The 18,668-nt window shown below is 41.7% G+C and carries 20 protein-coding genes; 16 read left to right on the forward strand and 4 right to left on the reverse strand.

All coding sequences use genetic code 11. The features are described 5' to 3' along the window. Positions 1-78: 78 nt before the first annotated feature. From mtnN to EKQ44_RS11650, 4 genes are all read left to right on the forward strand, one after another. On the forward strand, positions 79-780 hold the full coding sequence (gene mtnN, locus EKQ44_RS11635) for a 5'-methylthioadenosine/S-adenosylhomocysteine nucleosidase (RefSeq protein ID WP_237663721.1): 702 nt from the start codon (positions 79-81) through the stop codon (positions 778-780). 33 nt (positions 781-813) lie between these two features. Further along, complete coding sequence (locus EKQ44_RS11640) at positions 814-1,737, forward strand: PLP-dependent cysteine synthase family protein (RefSeq protein WP_237663722.1); 924 nt, start codon at positions 814-816, stop codon at positions 1,735-1,737. Position 1,738: 1 nt separating this feature from the next. Next, positions 1,739-2,875, forward strand: a complete 1,137-nt coding sequence (locus tag EKQ44_RS11645; RefSeq protein WP_237663723.1) for a bifunctional cystathionine gamma-lyase/homocysteine desulfhydrase — start codon at positions 1,739-1,741, stop codon at positions 2,873-2,875. A 136-nt stretch (positions 2,876-3,011) separates the two neighbouring features. Beyond that, complete coding sequence (locus tag EKQ44_RS11650) at positions 3,012-4,547, forward strand: carboxypeptidase M32 (protein WP_269151635.1); 1,536 nt, start codon at positions 3,012-3,014, stop codon at positions 4,545-4,547. A 44-nt stretch (positions 4,548-4,591) separates the two neighbouring features. Here the strand turns inward: EKQ44_RS11650 and EKQ44_RS11655 are convergent, their stop codons facing one another. Continuing rightward, the gene (locus tag EKQ44_RS11655; protein ID WP_237663724.1) at positions 4,592-4,777 is read right to left on the reverse strand and encodes a membrane lipoprotein lipid attachment site-containing protein; all 186 of its coding nucleotides are present in this window, start codon (positions 4,775-4,777) and stop codon (positions 4,592-4,594) included. Between the two features lie 248 nt (positions 4,778-5,025). On the opposite strand from EKQ44_RS11655, the gene EKQ44_RS11660 reads away from it, so the two are divergent. Then, on the forward strand, positions 5,026-5,259 hold the full coding sequence (locus EKQ44_RS11660; protein ID WP_237663725.1) for a YrhC family protein: 234 nt from the start codon (positions 5,026-5,028) through the stop codon (positions 5,257-5,259). 300 nt (positions 5,260-5,559) lie between these two features. Here EKQ44_RS11660 and EKQ44_RS11665 read toward each other — a convergent pair whose 3' ends face one another. Continuing rightward, positions 5,560-6,369, reverse strand: coding sequence for a thermonuclease family protein (locus tag EKQ44_RS11665; protein WP_237663726.1), 810 nt, complete (start codon positions 6,367-6,369; stop codon positions 5,560-5,562). 166 nt (positions 6,370-6,535) lie between these two features. Between EKQ44_RS11665 and EKQ44_RS11670 the strand changes: the two genes are divergently transcribed. Both EKQ44_RS11670 and EKQ44_RS11675 read left to right on the forward strand, forming a co-directional pair. Then, on the forward strand, positions 6,536-7,489 hold the full coding sequence (locus tag EKQ44_RS11670; RefSeq protein WP_237663727.1) for an ABC transporter ATP-binding protein: 954 nt from the start codon (positions 6,536-6,538) through the stop codon (positions 7,487-7,489). Then, positions 7,489-9,012 carry an ABC transporter permease/substrate-binding protein gene (locus tag EKQ44_RS11675; protein ID WP_237663728.1) on the forward strand — a complete coding sequence of 508 codons (1,524 nt, stop codon included), beginning with the start codon at positions 7,489-7,491 and terminating at the stop codon, positions 9,010-9,012. Before EKQ44_RS11670 ends, EKQ44_RS11675 begins: the two co-directional genes overlap by 1 nt. A gap of 91 nt (positions 9,013-9,103) precedes the next feature. Here EKQ44_RS11675 and EKQ44_RS11680 read toward each other — a convergent pair whose 3' ends face one another. After that, positions 9,104-9,991 (reverse strand): helix-turn-helix domain-containing protein, encoded by an 888-nt coding sequence (locus tag EKQ44_RS11680; RefSeq protein WP_237663729.1) that lies wholly within the window; start codon positions 9,989-9,991, stop codon positions 9,104-9,106. A 199-nt stretch (positions 9,992-10,190) separates the two neighbouring features. Here EKQ44_RS11680 and EKQ44_RS21465 point away from each other — a divergent pair, with 199 nt between their 5' ends. From EKQ44_RS21465 to EKQ44_RS11700, 5 genes are all read left to right on the forward strand, one after another. Beyond that, the gene (locus EKQ44_RS21465) at positions 10,191-10,313 is read left to right on the forward strand and encodes a hypothetical protein (RefSeq protein ID WP_269151636.1); all 123 of its coding nucleotides are present in this window, start codon (positions 10,191-10,193) and stop codon (positions 10,311-10,313) included. A gap of 30 nt (positions 10,314-10,343) precedes the next feature. Further along, positions 10,344-10,580, forward strand: coding sequence for a hypothetical protein (locus tag EKQ44_RS11685; RefSeq protein WP_237663730.1), 237 nt, complete (start codon positions 10,344-10,346; stop codon positions 10,578-10,580). Between the two features lie 231 nt (positions 10,581-10,811). Continuing rightward, positions 10,812-11,525 (forward strand): RNA polymerase sporulation sigma factor SigK, encoded by a 714-nt coding sequence (gene sigK, locus EKQ44_RS11690; protein ID WP_010196129.1) that lies wholly within the window; start codon positions 10,812-10,814, stop codon positions 11,523-11,525. Between the two features lie 529 nt (positions 11,526-12,054). Continuing rightward, the gene (locus EKQ44_RS11695) at positions 12,055-13,833 is read left to right on the forward strand and encodes a M3 family oligoendopeptidase (RefSeq protein ID WP_237663731.1); all 1,779 of its coding nucleotides are present in this window, start codon (positions 12,055-12,057) and stop codon (positions 13,831-13,833) included. A gap of 187 nt (positions 13,834-14,020) precedes the next feature. After that, positions 14,021-14,803: a phosphatidylserine decarboxylase gene (locus EKQ44_RS11700; protein WP_237663732.1), complete on the forward strand. Its 783-nt coding sequence runs from the start codon at positions 14,021-14,023 to the stop codon at positions 14,801-14,803. Positions 14,804-15,022: 219 nt separating this feature from the next. Here the strand turns inward: EKQ44_RS11700 and sda are convergent, their stop codons facing one another. Then, positions 15,023-15,163 carry a sporulation histidine kinase inhibitor Sda gene (gene sda, locus EKQ44_RS11705; protein WP_063560167.1) on the reverse strand — a complete coding sequence of 47 codons (141 nt, stop codon included), beginning with the start codon at positions 15,161-15,163 and terminating at the stop codon, positions 15,023-15,025. 484 nt (positions 15,164-15,647) lie between these two features. Between sda and EKQ44_RS11710 the strand changes: the two genes are divergently transcribed. From EKQ44_RS11710 to yhbY, 4 genes are all read left to right on the forward strand, one after another. Next, positions 15,648-16,163 carry a YqeG family HAD IIIA-type phosphatase gene (locus EKQ44_RS11710; protein ID WP_237663733.1) on the forward strand — a complete coding sequence of 172 codons (516 nt, stop codon included), beginning with the start codon at positions 15,648-15,650 and terminating at the stop codon, positions 16,161-16,163. Between the two features lie 5 nt (positions 16,164-16,168). Beyond that, on the forward strand, positions 16,169-17,272 hold the full coding sequence (gene yqeH, locus EKQ44_RS11715; protein ID WP_237663734.1) for a ribosome biogenesis GTPase YqeH: 1,104 nt from the start codon (positions 16,169-16,171) through the stop codon (positions 17,270-17,272). 266 nt (positions 17,273-17,538) lie between these two features. After that, positions 17,539-18,375 carry a shikimate dehydrogenase gene (gene aroE / locus EKQ44_RS11720; protein ID WP_237663735.1) on the forward strand — a complete coding sequence of 279 codons (837 nt, stop codon included), beginning with the start codon at positions 17,539-17,541 and terminating at the stop codon, positions 18,373-18,375. Then, entirely contained in the window at positions 18,369-18,662 is a 294-nt protein-coding gene (yhbY, locus tag EKQ44_RS11725; RefSeq protein WP_237663736.1) for a ribosome assembly RNA-binding protein YhbY, read from the forward strand. Before aroE ends, yhbY begins: the two co-directional genes overlap by 7 nt. Positions 18,663-18,668 lie beyond the last annotated feature (6 nt).

Genomic DNA, 18,668 nt, shown 5'->3' on the forward strand with positions numbered 1-18,668 from the left:
GGCGGGCAATCACATTCTCTCTTTTTGAAGTAGTGAGTCGGTCCGTCCGCTAATTCTATGAAAAGAGGGATTCTCATAATGAAAGTAGCAATCATCGGAGCAATGGAAGAAGAAGTAACCATCATGCGTGAAAAGATTGAAGACATGGAAACAACAACTGTTGCAGGTTGTGAATATTATACAGGGACTTTGAATGGCGTAGATGTCATTTTATCAAAATCAGGGATAGGAAAAGTAAATGCGGCACTTAGCACGTCTTTACTTTTAGAGCGTTTCAAGCCGGAAGTAGTTATTAATACAGGATCTGCAGGCGGGTTCTCGCCATCCTTGAATGTTGGAGATGTTGTCATTTCAACGGAAGTTCGTCACCATGATGTGGATGTGACGGCTTTTGGATATGAATACGGACAAGTTCCGGGCTTGCCGGCAGCATTCGAAGCGGATGCGAAGCTTATGGCTGTTGCCAAAAAAGCTGCTGAAAACGTAAGCGGTATGCAGGTGGTGGAAGGACTGATCGCGACAGGGGATTCCTTTATGAATGATCCGGTGCGCGTGGAAGCGGTTCGTGAAAAGATGCCTGAGTTACAGGCTGCGGAAATGGAAGCGGCGGCAATCGCACAAGTGTGTCATGCGTTTGAGGTACCGTTTGTGGTAATTCGCGCACTGTCTGATATCGCTGGAAAAGAATCCAATATCAGTTTCGATCAATTTTTGAGCAAAGCAGCATTGCATTCTTCCATGTTAATTGAAAATATGCTAAGTGAGCTGAAAAACGCTTAACACAAAGATGTAATGTCTGCGGGGGGATAAAGGATGAACGTTTTTAAAAATGTCCATGGCTTGATTGGCAACACACCTGTCGTGGAATTGACTAATTTTGAGGTGCCAGAAGGGGTACGCCTTTTTGCGAAGCTTGAATTTTATAATCCTGGCGGAAGCATTAAAGATCGCTTAGGAAAAGAGTTACTTGAAGATGCGGTGCGTTCCGGAAAGCTGAAAGAAGGCGGAACCCTCATCGAACCAACGGCTGGCAATACTGGCATCGGCCTTGCGCTTGCTGCAGTCGGCACCAGCTACAAGGTGATGGTTTGTATGCCGGAGAAATTCAGTGTGGAAAAACAGGAGCTTATGAAGGCACTTGGTGCGACGATTGTTCACACTCCAACTCCACTTGGAATGAAGGGGGCAATCGAAAAAGCCAAGGAGCTTAACAAGGAGATTCCTAATTCCTATTGTCCACAACAGTTCGGCAATCCTGCCAATCCAGATACCTATTACAAAACACTGGGTCCTGAGCTATGGGAGCAGTTAGAAGGAAAGGTAGATGTGTTTGTAGCGGGAGCGGGAACGGGTGGAACCTTTATGGGAACAGCCAAGTTTTTAAAAGAAAAGAACCCAGAAGTGAAGACGGTCATCGTGGAACCAGAGGGGTCGATTTTAAACGGCGGTGAGTCGGGTCCTCACAAAACAGAAGGCATTGGAATGGAATTCTTACCGGGCTATATGGATGAAACATATTTCAACGCCATCCACACGGTATATGATGTGGATGCGTTCAATCGCGTCAAGGAATTGGCACAAAAAGAAGGATTGTTGGTAGGGAGTTCTTCAGGTGCAGCGCTGCATGCGGCCTTGGAAGAAGCAAAGACTGCTAAAGCCGGAACCAACATTGTGATGATTTTTGCCGATAGCAGTGAGCGCTATTTAAGCAAAAAGATTTATGAAGGGGGCATTTGATATGCATAAGAAAACGAAATTGATACATGGTGGAATCTTTGGTGACCCACATACGGGTGCCGTATCCACACCGATCTATCAAGTGAGCACATACAAACAAGAGAGTGTTGGAAACTTCAAGGGCTATGAGTATTCGAGAACAGGCAATCCGACACGTTTTGCGCTAGAAGAGCTGATTAAGGACCTAGAAAACGGAAAAGCAGGCTTTGCTTTTGGTTCTGGTATGGCGGCCATCACGGCGGTTATGATGTTGTTTGACAGCGGAGACCATGTAGTTTTAACGGATGATGTGTACGGCGGAACATACCGTGTCATGACCAAGGTGTTAAACAGAATGGGCATCAGCTCCACGTTTGTGGATACTAGCAAGGTGGAAAATATTGAAGCGGCCATTCAAGATAACACGAAGGCACTTTTCATTGAAACACCAACTAATCCATTATTGAAAGTGACGGACATCCAGAAAGCAAGCCTGGTTGCAAAGAAGCATAAATTACTGACGATTGTCGATAATACCTTCAGCACACCATACTGGCAGACTCCAATCAATCTTGGAGCGGATATTGTCCTTCACAGTGCAACGAAATACATTGGTGGTCACAGTGATGTGGTAGCCGGCCTTGTGGTGGTGAATTCTGAGAAACTTGCAGAAGAGCTCCACTTCGTCCAGAACTCTACTGGCGGTATTTTGGGACCACAGGATTCCTGGTTATTGATGCGTGGAATCAAGACGCTTGGACTGCGTATGGAAGCGACAGAAAAGAACACACGTCGTATTGTAGAATTTTTAGAAAGCCATCCATTTGTAGGGAAGGTATATTATCCAGGGTTGGAAGAACACCCGAACCATGATATCGCGAAGCAGCAGGCAGGTGGCTTCGGCGGGATGGTATCCTTTGATATCGGAAGTGCAGAGAAAGCCGACCAGCTCTTGACAAGAATCAAATATTTTACGTTGGCGGAAAGCCTTGGAGCGGTGGAGAGCCTTATCTCTGTTCCAGCTCGTATGACGCATGCGTCCATTCCTGCTGAGCGCCGTGCAGAGCTTGGTATTGTCGATGGACTGGTCCGCATCTCGGTAGGTATTGAAGATGTGGAAGACCTAATTGAAGATCTCAAGCAAGCAATCGAAGGATAATCAATGAAAATCAAGCCCTATAGGAGCTAGTCTCTTATAGGGCTTTGTTGTCATTAATTTTCTCACCCGGGCAAAATTCTGTTATAATAAGAAAGAATACATAATTTTCATACTATTTTTGCTAGGGGGAGAATGCATGACAACTATGCCAGTTTTAGAAAAGAACATACAAGAAAAAGTGGATGCTTTCAACAAGCTTGATGAAAAGCTTTGCCATTATAATGATGTGTTGGGGTTGCTTAGCTGGGACTCCAAAACAAAAGCACCGAAGAAGGGGAGATCCTTATTCGGGAAGGCTCGCGGTACTTTATCAACGGAAGCGTTCAAATTGTCTATCTCAGATGAAATGGGAGAATTGCTGAGTTATTTGACAGAAGAAAATGTATGGTCCCAATTGGATGAGGCAACAAAAGCTTGTGTGGCAGAACGCAAAAAGAATTTTGACAAATCCAGCAAGATCCCTGCCGAAGAGTACCAGGAATATGTGATCCTAGTCAATGATGCCAATGAGGCATGGGAAGAAGCGCGCGAGAAGAATGATTTCGATTCTTATGCCCCTGTCCTTGAAAAGGTGCTATCATTCAAAAAGAAGTTTGGGGAGTATTATGGATATGAAGGTCATCCATACAACGCCATGCTGAATGAATTTGAACCAGGCCTAACGGTAGAAAAACTGGATGTGCTATTTAAAGAACTACGTGAAAAAAGCGTGGAGATCTTAAATAAGATCAAAGCATCAAAGTCCCAACCACGCGAAGACATTTTTGCACAAGATTATGATATTGAAGCACAAAAGAAATTCAACCAATTTATACTCCCAATTATCGGGTTTGATATGGAAGGCGGACGCCTCGATGAAACGGTTCACCCGTTTGCATCTTCCGTCAACACAGGGGATGTGCGCATCACTACCCGTTATTTAAAAGAAAATGTTCGTTCTGCCATCTTTGGAACGATCCATGAAGCGGGTCATGGTATGTATGAGCAAGGTGTGAACCCGGATTTTGAAGGGAGAGTCATTCGCAGAGGGACCTCCTTTGGGATCCACGAATCTCAATCACGTTTCTTAGAAAATATGGTAGGGCGCAGTAAAGAGTTTTGGACCTTTTTCTACAAAGACCTGCAGGACCACTTCCCGGCGCAGCTGAAGGAAGTTTCCTTGGAAGACTTCTATGCCGCGACAAACCGTGTAGATCCTTCCTACATTCGAGTCGAAGCGGATGAACTGACTTATAACCTTCATATCATGATCCGTTATGAAATTGAAAAAGGGTTATTTGCAGGGGAATATGAAGTAAAGGATTTACCTAAGGTTTGGAATGAAAAAATGGAAGAGTACCTTGGAATTACGCCCCCTACAGACACATTGGGTGTCCTGCAGGATGTGCACTGGTCCTTTGGTGGATTCGGCTATTTCCCTTCTTATTCACTTGGGAACCTTTATGCAGCTCAAATCCTCTATACATTCATCAAGGAAATGCCTGATTTCTACGATAAAATCGAGCAGGGAGACTTCATGGCGATCCGTGGATGGCTGAGAGAAAACATCCATCAATATGGGAAGCTCTATTCTCCAAACGAGTTGATTCTCAAGGTCACAGGAGAAGAGTTGGATGCCAAATATCTTGTGAAATATCTGGAAGAAAAATATTCTGCCATATATCAGTTTTAAAAACAAAAGTCCTTCCGCCAAGTTGCGGAAGGACTTTTCCTTATTCAATTTTGATTCTTTTCCTCATTATTCTTCTTGTTATAAAGTGTACCATCTTTAGCATTCTCTTCAGGCTCCCCGTTGGATGTACTTGGACTGTCGACAATGATGATTTCTTCTGTCGTATCACTTGCAGAGGAACAGGCTGTCAGCAAGGATAAGAGGCAAATAGCGATGAACAGTTTTTTCATTTTTGTTCCTCCTCCCTAATTTATTGTTTCATTATAACGATATTTACCAGTTGAAAAAAGTTTAGCTCCTTGAAAAACACAGATTGATAGGAAGTTCCTAAGAAACTCTGTGAAGAAGTGGGAAAAAGGTTTCTGAATAAGGAATAATACGGAAAAAAACAAAGCCTTTCCTCACCATGCGGAAAAAATTACAAGCCGGAAAAACTAGTAAACTATGTTAAAGTGGATGGTAGATGGGGGGATTCTAGATGAATGTGAAAGAGTTACAAGCAAAAGTTCAAGATTATACTAGATATGCCATGATATTAACGACCGTCAGCGTTTTTTTATATATAGGTGTGGCCTTCCAGCATGCAGGAAAAGAAGCAATTCAAATCTTTACGATGATGGGCACTACCGTTTTTCTGCTTGGTGGAGCAGTGTTTTTCGTGGTAAGAGCAAGAAAGCTGAAGAAGTTGTTGCAAGAACAAGATAATCAGTGAATGTAAGAAAGGAGCCTTATGAGGGGCTCCTTTCAGACTGTTGACAAACTATAAATTAATTAGGTTAACTGTTGAAACAGTTGATCTGCGTTCCAGGCGCTTCGCTTTCCTGCGGGCGGTCCGGAAGCCTCCTCGGGCTTACGCCCTGCGGGGTCTTCCCTGTCCCTTCCTCCCGCGGGAGCCTTCGCGCCTTCCTCTACGATCAACTTGAAAACTGCTATATATTTTGTATTGTCTACACACTGAAAGGAGCCTTATGAGGGGCTCCTTTTCTTTTCCCTTTTTTAAAAAAGTGGGAACTTATCGTTTTGATTTTCTATATCCCGCTTTCTTTGCTTCTTCTTCCGTGTTAAAGCACTCCTCGGGGATGGTCCTGTCATAAAAGGCACCAGTTTCCACGTGATAGATTTTTTCTCCACTTGAGCTGATGTTTCCTTTGACAGGACAGTTTTCTGTAACAGACTGTTTCTCTAAGGATTCTTTCAAAGCAGGTTCTTCTACATATTCAGGATAAAAGCCATCTTCCTGTGCATAGTTCTCCACACTCCAGATACCCACACCATCAACTTGGGCCTTTTCTTGAAGGGCTTGATAATGATCTACATATCGGGTGTTAGGAGGATAAATATAAGCCACGCGTGCCAACCCCCTTTTCAGAAGCTCCTCTTGTGCAGACACTCCGTTTACATACACATATGCCAAAACTCGGCCATAGCGGTCGCGCTCACTTACATCTAGCTCAAGTTCCAGTTTTCCGGCTGCTGCAAATCCTTCCATGAACTCTTTTGCTTCCCGTCCAAAAGGCTGTGGCCCATTCATCCTCGGATGGTTGGTTTCAGGCGTATCCACTAATAAAAATCGCACATTTTCTTCTTTTCCATCTATTTTTACCTTGATGGTGTCGCCATCAATGACTCTAACAAGTGGCACCTCTGTTCGTGGAAATTCGTGATTCTCTTCTATATTGGGTTCTGTTTCTTCCATTCCATTTGTAGTAGGTTCGTGGTCGGTGGTGTTATTGGCAAGTTGAGTGGAGGAGCCGTCCTCTACTGCGCATCCTGTCAACAAAAGGACGACTGCCAAACACCATACATACAAAAACTTTTTCATCGCTGTCACCTTTCTATCCTCAAAATCTTTCCCAATTATATCATGGAAAGGAATAGAACCTGGCGATAATGTTAAAGGAAGTTTATCAGGTGGAAAAGTAGGGTATTTATAGTTTGTGCTTTTAGGAAATGCTAAAGAGAAAATAATGTCGGGGAGTGAGCGGGTTTTGATAACCTTTCGTGATGTAACGAAAACCTATGAGGATGGTACCACTGCGGTTCAATCCTTTAGTCTTGAGATAAAAGAAGGGGAGTTCTTTGTTTTAATAGGACCGAGTGGATGTGGGAAAACCACCACCCTGAAAATGATTAATCGATTACATAATGTAACGGATGGAGATATCCTTATTGATGGGAAAAGTATCTCTGATCATAATATTCATGAGCTGCGCTGGAATATCGGGTATGTACTACAGCAGATTGCATTGTTTCCTCATATGACCATCGAGGAGAATATTTCAATCGTCCCGGAGCTTAAGTCATGGAAAAAGGGGGATATCTCTAAGCGTGTGGATGAACTTCTTGACCTGGTTGGATTAGATCCATCTACATATAAAAAGCGAAAACCATCTGAATTGTCTGGAGGGCAACAACAGCGTGTTGGCGTGGCAAGAGCTCTAGCGGCAAACCCCCCCATCATTTTGATGGACGAGCCATTCAGTGCACTTGATCCTCTAAGCAGAGAGCAATTGCAACAAGATTTTCTGCGATTGAAGGAAAAAATTCAAAAAACCATCGTCTTTGTCACACATGATATGAACGAAGCATTGACGTTAGGGGACAGGATCTGCCTGATGAAGGATGGGGAAACCGTGCAAGTGGGAACACCCGAAGAGTTTATGAACCAGCCAAAGAATGACTTTGTAAAATCTTTCATCGGCAACAGACGTAGTGTTCTTCAGCTGCCATTGGAAGAATTATTGGAGGACCTGCAACTGAATCCACCTTTGACTCCAGCTAGGGAAGTGGATAGCAGTACCACTCTTGGTGAAGCATTGGCGGTAATAGCCGATGAAAAAGCCCTCACCATAATGCGTAAGGGTGAACCGGTCGGAATCCTTACAAATGATATGGTCCTGCATTTCCTTCATGTACATAGCCAGGAAGGAGGGCTAGTATAATGACATTTCTTCAGGATTTATATGCTGCCCGTGGCGACCAGCTATGGACCGCCCTGCTCGAACATATTCAAATTTCCGTGATAGCCCTTGCCATTGCGGTATTCATATCTGTTCCACTGGGTGTTTTCTTAACGAGAAAGGAAAAGATAGCAGAACCCATTATCGGTGTGACTGCAGTTTTACAGACCATTCCATCTCTTGCTTTATTAGGTTTGCTCATCCCACTTGTTGGAATTGGATTTGTGCCAGCGGTCATTGCATTATTCTTATATGCACTTCTTCCAATCTTGAGAAATACCTATACCGGGATAAAGGAAGTGGATCCTTCCTTACGCGAAGCTGCTAAAGCGATGGGAATGACCTCCATGAAAAGGTTATTCCGGGTAGAGTTGCCGCTTGCTTTACCGGTGATCATGGCTGGAATTCGGACTGCAATGGTCTTGATTATCGGAACGGCAACGATTGTCGCCTTGATTGGAGCCGGAGGGCTGGGAAGTCTCATCCTTCTTGGAATCGATCGGAATGACAATGCCCTAATTCTATTGGGAGCAATACCGGCAGCACTCCTGGCCATCCTTTTTGATATTGTGTTAAGAATGATTGAAAGGGCTGCTAAAAAAGGTTCTGGAAAAAAAGCCATGATTATTGGCATCGTGGTGGTTCTCCTTTTCCTATCCCCATTTGCAATAATAAAAGCCACCGAAGCAGATCTTGTCATCAGTGGTAAAATAGGAGCGGAACCGGATATTATCATTAACATGTACAAATTATTGATTGAAGAAGATACAGACTTACGTGTGGAATTACGCCCTTCGCTTGGGAATACAAGCTTTGTGTATAGAGCATTGAAGAATGGGGATATCGATATTTACCCCGAGTATTCCGGAACGGCCATCATGACCCTGTTGGAACAAGAACCGGTAAGCATCGATGACGAAGAAGTATTTGAACAAGCGAAAAAAGGACTGTTGGAACAGGACGAACTGGTTTTCTTGCAACCAATGGGCTTTAACAACACTTATGCTTTAGCTGTCCCAGAGGAGTTTGCAGAAACAAATGACATAAACACCATCACAGACCTCGATGGAGCAAAAAATGAAATAAAAGCAGGGTTCACCCTTGAATTTTCTGACCGTGAAGATGGCTATCTTGGGATTCAGGAAGTGTATGGCATTACCTTCCCCAACCTCACAACCATGCAGGCTAAGCTAAGGTACCAGGCGGTGGAAAGTGGAGATGTCAACCTGGTGGACGCATACTCGACAGATGCAGAAATTAAACAATTCGACCTCCGGGTACTCGAAGATGATAAAAACCTCTTCCCACCATATCAAGGAGCCGCACTACTTAGAAAAGAAACCCTTGATGAGCACCCTGAACTTGAAGACATCCTAAACAAATTAGAAGACCAAATCAATGATGACGAAATGCGAGATATGAACTACCAGGTAACGGTAGAAGGGAAAACAACCTATGAAGTAGCTAAAGAGTTCCTTGAAAATAAAGGACTTTTAGGCGAATAAACGAAAAAACTAGGCTAAGCGGCCTAGTTTTTTTGATTGCTATTAAAAAGTAAGGAGTTGTACGAAAAAGCAATAAAGTTTACAAAAAAACTTAATCAATGAGAACGGATAATTCATCAATTTTTTCTTTAATATGTTTAACAAACACCTTGTTTTCCTGAATCATAAAAATTTGAATAGATTTGTTATAGTATTCAATGGCAATGTCATGATTCAGTAGAAGGCTGAAATTGTAGCCAATATGGTAGTATAGGTTGCCTAAACCATATAAGCTGTTCTGGCTTACACACCATTTTACAGCCTGCTTACATGTTTCGTTAGATTCTTCTAATTTGTTCATTCTTGTTAATGTTTTTGCCTTATTGTATAAAATTTTTGTTTTAATTGTTGGATCGTGATGGTAAGGGATTTTCATATAGCTATTAATAGCAAGGTTGAATATTTTTAAAGCTTCATCGAAATTTTTAGTTTCGAAATGAACAATTGCCATGCTGTTAAGGATTTCGATTTCTCTTTCTCCTAACAATTTTGAAGTCATTTTTGTTAGGTCAAGGGCACTTTGTAATAGTCGTAAAGCCTCGCGTTTATTCTTTTTTAAATGATAGACACAAACACCTTCAGTAGATAGGAGAAATTGCTTGTTTTTACGATTGTTGACGAATAGAGGATTTTTTCTCTCATTCTCGACTATAGTGTAAACTTCTTCAAATTCACTGCGATTTAGTAATTCTTTAACTTGTGTAAAAACCTCATTTACGTAGGAAAGTTGAGGGTTTGTAGCTAAATCATAAAAATAATTTATATCCACCCCAAGCCTTTCTGCTATATAATATAATGTGTTAGCAAGAGGATACACTTCCCCCTTCTCAATCTTACTGATCTGTGATTGTGTACAGATCCCTTCACTCAACTCAGCTTGTGATAAGTTTAGTGCAGATCGCAGGATTTTTATCTCTTTCCCAATTAACGAAAAATCCACAATATATCACATCCTAACTAATAAAATATTCCTAGAGTTATAATTTGAATCGAAAATCGTAGTAAACAGAAGGAAAACATAGATTTGTTCAAGAAATCATACGATAACGGGGAATTTGCGTTTTTTAAATATAGTGTAAAATACTTATTAAAGATAGCATTAAAGAAATTCAAATAAAAAGTAGAAAGAGGTTATGATAATGAAGAAGTTCATCTTAACATTTCTAGTAGTTTCCTTAACGTTGTTTGGCGCAAGTGCAGTTACTTCTCATGCTGGTCCTTCAGAAGATTATAAAACGAATGAGTTACCACCACTTTATTAATTTATTAAATTAAAAAGGAAGGTTGATATCATGTCGACGACAAGTACGAACACTTTTGAGCTTACTTGCTTTTGGTTTATCGTAGTAGATCGTGAGCAAAAGGCACGTAGGCATTACCGGGTTGCCCAGCTTGTGGATTACAAAAATAAAACATATGCAGAAGTCTCTAAGTGGTTTGAAACATTGTTTCAAGAGTACAGTGTAGTCAAAGTGGGCAAAGGTACCATCCCTTCCAAATTGAAAAAATACCCCTATATTCAATACTAAGATCTTCCTACTTCGTTAGGAAGATTTTTCTGTTCTTTAGGTTGAACATTTGTTCTTATTGAAATTGTACCATTAATCGTCAGAATTGGCACATTATTTATGTTTTTTAGGAATAGTTAGTATGACACTTAATTTTGGATTTATTTTGAAGTGTACTTGCACACGTAAGCCTTTTCCTACATAAGAATTATTACTAGGCTCTTGCCTAAGCATTTCTATGGAGGTGAAAGTGTGTCAAGCATACTAGCATCGGTAGGATACTTAATCAAAGAACTTGTTTTCCTAGTTTCTTATGTCAAAAACAATGCATTTCCACAACCATTGTCATCTGGGGATGAAGCGAAATACCTGAAATTGATGGCAGAGGGGAATGAAGAGGCAAGGAATCTACTTATTGAACATAACTTGCGGCTTGTGGCACATATTGTAAAAAAGTTTGAAAATACCGGGGAAGATTCGGAAGATTTGATTTCCATCGGGACAATCGGGTTGATCAAAGCGATTGAAAGTTTCCACTCAGGAAAGGGGACAAAGCTAGCGACCTATGCAGCTCGTTGTATTGAAAATGAAATACTGATGCATCTTCGGGCTTTAAAGAAAACAAAGAAGGATGTGTCGTTGCATGATCCGATTGGTCAAGACAAGGAAGGGAACGAAATTAGCCTGATAGACGTATTGAAATCGGAATCCGAAGACGTGATTGATACCATCCAGCTAAATATGGAGCTTGAAAAGATCAAGGTGTATATTGATGTCCTTGATGAAAGAGAGCGTGAGGTGATTGTGGGACGTTTTGGTCTCGACTTGAAAGATGAGAAGACGCAGCGGGAAATAGCCAAAGAACTTGGTATCTCTAGAAGCTACGTATCTCGGATCGAAAAGCGGGCCCTCATGAAAATGTTCCACGAATTCTACCGAGCTGAAAAAGAAAAGAAAAAACAATAGAATCATAACCTTAAACCCCTTGGTTGCAAACAGCTCCAAGGGGTTTCGACGTGAAGGTAAGAATTCCTTTGAGGGTCTGACCCCTCTTAGAAATTTAATTCCCCAGTAACCAAAATGTAATGAACAAATTGAAATTTTTCCCCGGTTTCTCCGCGTTTGCCCTGTCTCTTTTTTGGGATGTGCATATGGTAGTAGTGTAGATACCTAGTTAGGAAAGGGGTTGTTGGTATGTACGGGTACCCTGGGTTTGGTTGTTGTCCTCCTCCATATCCAAGACCATATGGACCTGGATTCTATGGTGGATGGGTGTATGGCCTTCTGGTTATTCTGTTTATCTTGTTGCTTATCGGCGGCGCTTACTATTGCAAAAATCACCTTTATAGATAAGCTTATGCTCTCGGGCATAGGCTTTTTCTTACCGAAACTTCGTAATACGAAAATTACGTATGCCAAATAGTTTGGAATTGTAGAAATATTTACACACTTCGTTTATAATGAAACCATAATGCCAAAAGGGGGACATTACAACGTGACTACTAAAACTTATAGTGAAACTTGGGATTTAGAAGTATTTTTCCAAGGTGGAAGTAACTCAAAAGAATTTTATACATATCTATCTGAAATCCAAACAGAATTAGATCAGTTCGAACAACAAATTCAACAATTTTCAACGGACTCCCTGGAAGACGTACTGGCTTCCTACGAAAGTGTAGTGAAGAAAGTGGTACAAGCTTCCGCATTCATCAGCTGTCTGCTTGCCCAGGACGTAAAGGATAAGTCGGCTTCCCAATTGCAAGGGAAAGTGGCACAATTACATGCAAAGTTGCAAGTTCAGTTAGGCGCCTTAGATGAGAAACTCGTGGGTATAGATGAGGTATCGTGGTCAAAGCTTATTCAAAAGGATGTTTTTCAGCCATTAGAATACGTTTTAAATGAAAGAAGACGCAGAGCGGGAGATAAACTGCCGGCTGCGCAGGAAAAATTGATTACATCCCTAGCAGTTGACGGTTATCATGCCTGGGGTAAGCTTTACAACTCTATTGTCGGTACCATTAAAATCCCTGTGGAAGAAAACGGGGAAGTAAAAGAACTTTCAGTAGGACAAGCACAAAATCGCTTTTCAAATGGCGATCGTGAAGTCAGGAAAAAAGTATCAGCTGCATGGAAGAAGGCTTGGGAAGGCCAAGCGGAAACCATTGGAGCGGCATTAAACCATCTTGGAGGCTTCCGTTTGCAAGTATATGAGCAACGTGGTTGGGATTCTGTGTTGAAAGAACCACTTGAAAACAACCGAATGAAACAGGAAACACTTGATATGATGTGGCAGGTCATCACTGATCATAAAGGTACACTGAAGAAATATCTTGAGCGCAAGGCCGAGCTTTTAGGTCTGGAAAAGTTGAACATGTATGATGTGTCCGCACCTCTATCTGCTGAAGAAACCATTCTTTCCTATCAAGAAGGGGCAGAATTTATCATAGAACAATTCTCCAAGTTCGGTCCGGAGCTTACTGAATTCACGAAACAATCATTTGAAGACCGCTGGATTGAAGCGGAAGATAGAGCGGGGAAACGCCCTGGTGGCTTCTGCACAAGCTTCCCTGTATCTGGCCAATCTAGAATCTTTATGACTTATTCTGGTACGCTGTCCAATGTCTCTACATTGGCTCATGAGTTGGGTCATGCATTCCATCAGCATGCCATGCATGGAGTGCCGACATTAAACCGCTTCTATGCAAGCAATGTGGCGGAAACGGCGTCCACATTCGCTGAAATGATTGTTGCGGATGCAGCTGTAAAGTATGCAAAGGACGAACAAGAGAAGATTTCCCTGCTTGAAGACAAGATTCAACGCAGCGTTGCATTCTACATGAATATCCATGCCCGCTTCCTGTTTGAAACAAGATTCTACGATGAGCGTAAAAATGGACTGGTAAGTGTGGAAAGACTGAATGAGTTGATGGTAGAGGCACAAAAAGAAGCTTATTGTGATGCATTGGGAGAATACGACACAACGTTCTGGGCTTCCAAAATGCACTTCTTTATTACTCAGGTTCCTTTCTACAACTTCCCGTATACATTCGGTTATTTGTTCTCATTAGGCATCTATACACAAGCATTGGAAGAAGGAACTAATTACGAAGAGAAATACATCGCTCTACTAAAAGACACTGCATCCATGACAGTGGAGGATCTCGCGATGAAGCACCTTGGAGTCGATCTGACTCAACGTGACTTCTGGGAAAAGGCGGTAAAGAAATCCCTAGAAGACGTCGAGGAATTTTTACAACTCACAAAAAATTCATAAAGTAAAGAGGAATTTCCGCACAAAGGAGATTCCTCTTTTTTTGGGTTGGTGGCAGTCTGAACTAAAAATTATTAGTGTAGTGGCCGGTCAAATGTTATAATATCACTCATGGAGTCAAGTAGACGGTAGATAATAGGAAAAAAACCAACCTTTAATATAGATAGAATCAAACTTGGAGGAATGCGAATTGTTGAAAAATGTGTATCGATTATCCATTGAACTGACAAACCATAAATTGTCATCAATGGCTGTAAAGCGTTTTGCCAGTTCTAAGCTGAGCAAGCGGTTTATCCCATCTTTCGCGAAGGTATATAATATTAACACCGAAGAAATGCAGGAGAAAATGGATTCATTTCCAACCCTCCAGCAATTTTTCATCCGGAGTCTTAAGCCGAATGTAAGACCGATCGACTCTAGTAAGAATTCAGTAGTGAGCCCAGTGGATGCGGTGGTAGAAAAGACTGGCGCCATTACCGATGATCTTCTTCTTACCGCGAAAGGGATTGACTATTCTGTTGGGGAAATGTTATCGGATCCAGAGCTTGCTCAAAAATATATGGGTGGATCTTACATGGTGCTCTATTTGAGTCCAAGCCACTACCATAAAATCCATACTCCTTTATCAGGAATTGTTACGAAGCAGTGGACACTTGGTGGGAAATCCTATCCTGTAAATCAGATGGGACTTAAATATGGAAAAGAACCTCTTGCCAAAAATTATCGCCGATTAACGGAAATTGAAAACAGCGGTAAGCATGTAGTTGTTGTGAAGGTAGGGGCAATGTTTGTCAATAGTATTGAATTGACACATAAAAGCGAACAACTTGTTAAAGGAGAAGAAATGGCCTATTTCTCTTTTGGTTCCACTGTCATCTTGTTGTTTGAAAAGAACGGTTTTGTAATGGATGATAAGATTAAGGAAAAAGAAGAGGTTCGGGTAGGACAAAAGATTGGAACGTGGCTAAGCTAGTGGAGGCACTAGCTTTTCTTTTTTAATTGGCGCTGTTAAAAGGTTCCTGTTAATAATGAGCAGTTGTTTGGAGCAAAAGGTGTAGACTCTAGTGGGAGAGTAGCGACAATCTTGAGACCCCTCAAGTGTTGCGGGAAGGCTAAAGGTTGCCACGCGGAAAGCGAAGCATTTGCGAATTGCACGGCTTTTAATAAAAAAAGAACCGAGGATCCGGTTCTTTTAGGAAGTTGCTTTGATTTTATAGCTGAGGGAACGGCGTTTAATCTCTAATTCGATCAGTAGAATAAAATCATGGCTTAATTTCAATTCTGTCGCTTTGTGATAGGATTCCAGTAAAAGTTCATCAGAAAGTTTTCTCATCAGATAGGCCTCTGCCCTACACCTCCTAGTGTTTCGTCACTATGTATTGTCGATTTTATTATGTGTGTTTGTCAGTTCTAGTTTCTATAAGATGATCATATAATGGTAGTTTCGCTTGTTTGTATGATAACTCTACCACGTATTTTTCCGGAGAACAACCGTTCTGTTATCCACAATAAACAGTGGATAACATGTGGGTAATCTGTTTATAATTACCAGTAATTGAGGTAGGACAAACTGTATAATGTAGATAAGTTTATCCACAGGTGTTGAAATCGTCAGGAATTTGTCGAAAAATTTTTATTTTCAACACTTTTTATAAGAAGTTTGATGCAAGCTAACACTATAAATATCTATAATGTGCTTAACACAGACATGGAATTTAGGTAAGATGGTAAAGTATTTAATGGATGAAGCAATTCATTTTTGTACAATAACACGGTTACATAGCCGAATAATAGAACCAAATAAAGGGTGATTTGAAATGTTTAAATATTTTCTGCCTGCACAACACGTAAAAAGCGTGTTTGAGATAAAGCCGCAAGAGTTGAAGGAAAAAGGAATCAAGGGTATCATTACGGACCTTGACAACACGTTGGTTGAATGGGACCGACCAGAAGCCACACCAGCGTTGATAGAATGGTTCAAGGGAATGCAGGATGTGGGCATCTTGGTAACAGTAGTTTCTAATAATAAATTAAAAAGAGTGAAAATGTTTTCTGATCCGTTGGGAATCAATTATATATACGGTGCAAGAAAGCCCATGAGACGGGCATTCAGAAGGGCTCTTAAAGATATGAAGCTTCAAAAAGAAGAAGTGGTGGTAATCGGTGACCAGCTACTGACTGACGTGTTGGGAGGAAATCGCCTAGGATTGCATACAATTCTTGTTGTCCCAGTAGCCCAGACGGACGGGTTTGTAACAAAGTTTAACCGCAGAGTGGAAAGGCGTATCCTTTCTTGGATGAAACGAAAAGGTATGATTAATTGGGAGGACTAAAAAACATGGAAGAACAAGTAGTATGTATCGGGTGCGGTGTTGCCATACAGACAGAAAACCCGAAAGAGTTGGGGTATGCCCCTCCTTCTTCATTAGATAAGGAAGCGATCATCTGTAAGCGATGTTTCCGCTTGAAGCACTATAATGAAATACAGGATGTATCCTTGACAGATGACGACTTTATTCGGATATTGAATTCCATTGGACAAACAAAAGGACTTGTAGTGAAAATTGTTGATATCTTTGATTTTGACGGTAGCTGGTTGCCTGGTTTGCATCGCTTTGTGGGTAACAACAAGGTGTTGCTCGTAGGAAACAAAGTGGACCTTTTGCCTAAGTCCGTCAAGCCGAATAAAGTAATCAACTGGATGAAACAGGCTGCCAAAGAGCTCGGACTCAAACCAGAAGATGTTTTCCTAATCAGTGCTGATAAAGGGACAGGTGTAAAAGAGCTGGCTCAGGCCATTGAGGAATACCGTTCAGGTGAAGATGTGTATGTGGTCGGCTGTACGAACGTTGGAAAATCTACCTTTATCAATCGAATTATCCGAGAATTCTCAGGGGAGAAGGATGTTATCACAACATCACAGTTCCCAGGTACCACTCTTGATCTCATCGATATACCATTGGACAACGGTTCTTCTCTGTACGATACACCGGGGATCATCAACCGCCACCAGATGGCACACTTTATAGATAAAAAGGAATTGAAAGTCATTTCCCCTAAAAAGGAAATCAAGCCGAAAATCTTTCAGTTAAATGAAGGGCAATCCTTGTTCTTTGGAGGATTGGCTCGTTTTGATTACGTAAAGGGTGGTCGAAACTCCTTTACATGTTATGTATCCAATGATCTTTACATTCACCGGACGAAGCTTGAGAATGCAGAGCATGTATACAAGGAGCATTTGGGTGATTTACTGCAACCGCCTGGTAAAGACTTTGTAGAAGACTTCCCGGAACTTGTAGCCCATGAATTTACCATAAAAGGTGAGAAAACGGACATCGTCTTCTCAGGTCTCGGCTGGGTCACCATCAATGAACCTGGAATCAAAGTGGTCGCTCACGTTCCAAAAGGCGTTGGCGTAATGGTACGTAAATCCTTGATCTAATCATTGGTAAATGATAGCGGATTATGCAAACTCTATAAGCTGTTGATTGGAGCAAAAGGCAAAGACTCCTTGAAAATGCGAGCATTTACTGCGTGCGATGTATCGCTGTCGCAGCCTTCCTTGTCCTGCGGGGGGATAGTGACAATCTTGAGACCCCACAGGGCGTAGCCCGACGAGGCTCAAGGTCGCCCTCTGGATAAGCGAAGCCGTTTGCGGAAATCAACAGCGGCATGAATAAAACCTTAATATAAATGGAGGGAGACAGTATGAAAAAGCTATACGGAGTGATTGGTGCTCCCATTGAACATTCCATGTCTCCGCTTATCCATAATGATGCATTCCAACAAACGGGCTACAATGCCCATTACCATGCTTTTTATATAGAACCGAAAGATCTGAAACCGGCAGTGAAAGGAATGCGGGCACTTGGTGTTAGCGGCTTTAACGTCACCATCCCACATAAAGAGGCAATCATTCCCTTGCTTGATCAAGTAGATGAAGCGGCAGAACGTATCGGGGCTGTCAATACCGTGGTAAACAAAGATGGTCTGCTGATCGGCTATAATACAGATGGCAAGGGGTTTGTAGAAGCGTTGAAAGAAGTTACGAAGCTGAATAATAAGCGCATCCTTATAATCGGGGCAGGAGGAGCGGCAAGGGCGATTTTCTATACATTGGCAAAAGAGCAAGGCGTCCAAATAGATCTTTTTAACCGCACCGCTTCCAAGGCTGCTGATTTAATAGAGGAATTTTCTCTGGGACATCTTGCTGAGAGTATAACCATGAAAGAAGCGATTAGAAGGCTTGAAGCTTATGATGTGGTCATACAGACAACCTCTGTGGGAATGTTTCCACAGACGGAAAACTCCCCGTTGCCCTTGAACGTAATCAAGCAAGGTGCCGTATTCAGTGATATAATCTATAATCCTTATGAAACAAAACTAATAAAAGATGCGAAAGCGTTAGGTGCTGTGACACAAAATGGTGTTCACATGTTTGCCTATCAGGCTGCACTTGCATTTGAACATTGGACAGGTCTTTTTCCTGATACAAACAGAATGAAGAATTTAGTGAAAGAACAACTAGGAGGAATATCATGTTAACTGGTAAACAAAAAAGATTCTTACGCGCAGAAGCGCATCATTTAGATCCGATTTTCCAAGTGGGAAAAGGCGGAGTGAATGAAAATATGACAAAGCAGATCTCAGAGGCTTTAGAAGTGAGAGAGTTGTTGAAGGTCAGTGTACTTCAGAATAACGATGAAGATCGTAAAGTAGTTGCAGAGGAGCTTGTTGCCGGTACAAAAGCCGAGCTTGTACAGGTGATCGGCAGTACTATCATCCTTTATAAGGAATCTAGGGAAAACAAACAAATCGTATTACCAAGATAATCGGAT

It is taken from the genome of Sutcliffiella horikoshii, from assembly GCF_021991925.1.
GTDB classification, from domain to species: Bacteria; Bacillota; Bacilli; order Bacillales; family Bacillaceae_I; genus Sutcliffiella_A; species Sutcliffiella_A horikoshii_F.

Coding starts and splice junctions, on each gene's coding strand:
- mtnN (WP_237663721.1), top strand. CDS start 79: ATGAAAGTAGCAATCATCGGAGCAATGGAAGAAGAAGTAACCATCATG.
- EKQ44_RS11640 (WP_237663722.1), top strand. CDS start 814: ATGAACGTTTTTAAAAATGTCCATGGCTTGATTGGCAACACACCTGTC.
- EKQ44_RS11645 (WP_237663723.1), top strand. CDS start 1,739: ATGCATAAGAAAACGAAATTGATACATGGTGGAATCTTTGGTGACCCA.
- EKQ44_RS11650 (WP_269151635.1), top strand. CDS start 3,012: ATGACAACTATGCCAGTTTTAGAAAAGAACATACAAGAAAAAGTGGAT.
- EKQ44_RS11655 (WP_237663724.1), bottom strand. CDS start 4,777: ATGAAAAAACTGTTCATCGCTATTTGCCTCTTATCCTTGCTGACAGCC.
- EKQ44_RS11660 (WP_237663725.1), top strand. CDS start 5,026: ATGAATGTGAAAGAGTTACAAGCAAAAGTTCAAGATTATACTAGATAT.
- EKQ44_RS11665 (WP_237663726.1), bottom strand. CDS start 6,369: ATGAAAAAGTTTTTGTATGTATGGTGTTTGGCAGTCGTCCTTTTGTTG.
- EKQ44_RS11675 (WP_237663728.1), top strand. CDS start 7,489: ATGACATTTCTTCAGGATTTATATGCTGCCCGTGGCGACCAGCTATGG.
- EKQ44_RS21465 (WP_269151636.1), top strand. CDS start 10,191: ATGAAGAAGTTCATCTTAACATTTCTAGTAGTTTCCTTAACGTTGTTT.
- EKQ44_RS11685 (WP_237663730.1), top strand. CDS start 10,344: ATGTCGACGACAAGTACGAACACTTTTGAGCTTACTTGCTTTTGGTTT.
- sda (WP_063560167.1), bottom strand. CDS start 15,163: ATGAGAAAACTTTCTGATGAACTTTTACTGGAATCCTATCACAAAGCG.
- EKQ44_RS11710 (WP_237663733.1), top strand. CDS start 15,648: ATGTTTAAATATTTTCTGCCTGCACAACACGTAAAAAGCGTGTTTGAG.
- yqeH (WP_237663734.1), top strand. CDS start 16,169: ATGGAAGAACAAGTAGTATGTATCGGGTGCGGTGTTGCCATACAGACA.
- aroE (WP_237663735.1), top strand. CDS start 17,539: ATGAAAAAGCTATACGGAGTGATTGGTGCTCCCATTGAACATTCCATG.
- yhbY (WP_237663736.1), top strand. CDS start 18,369: ATGTTAACTGGTAAACAAAAAAGATTCTTACGCGCAGAAGCGCATCAT.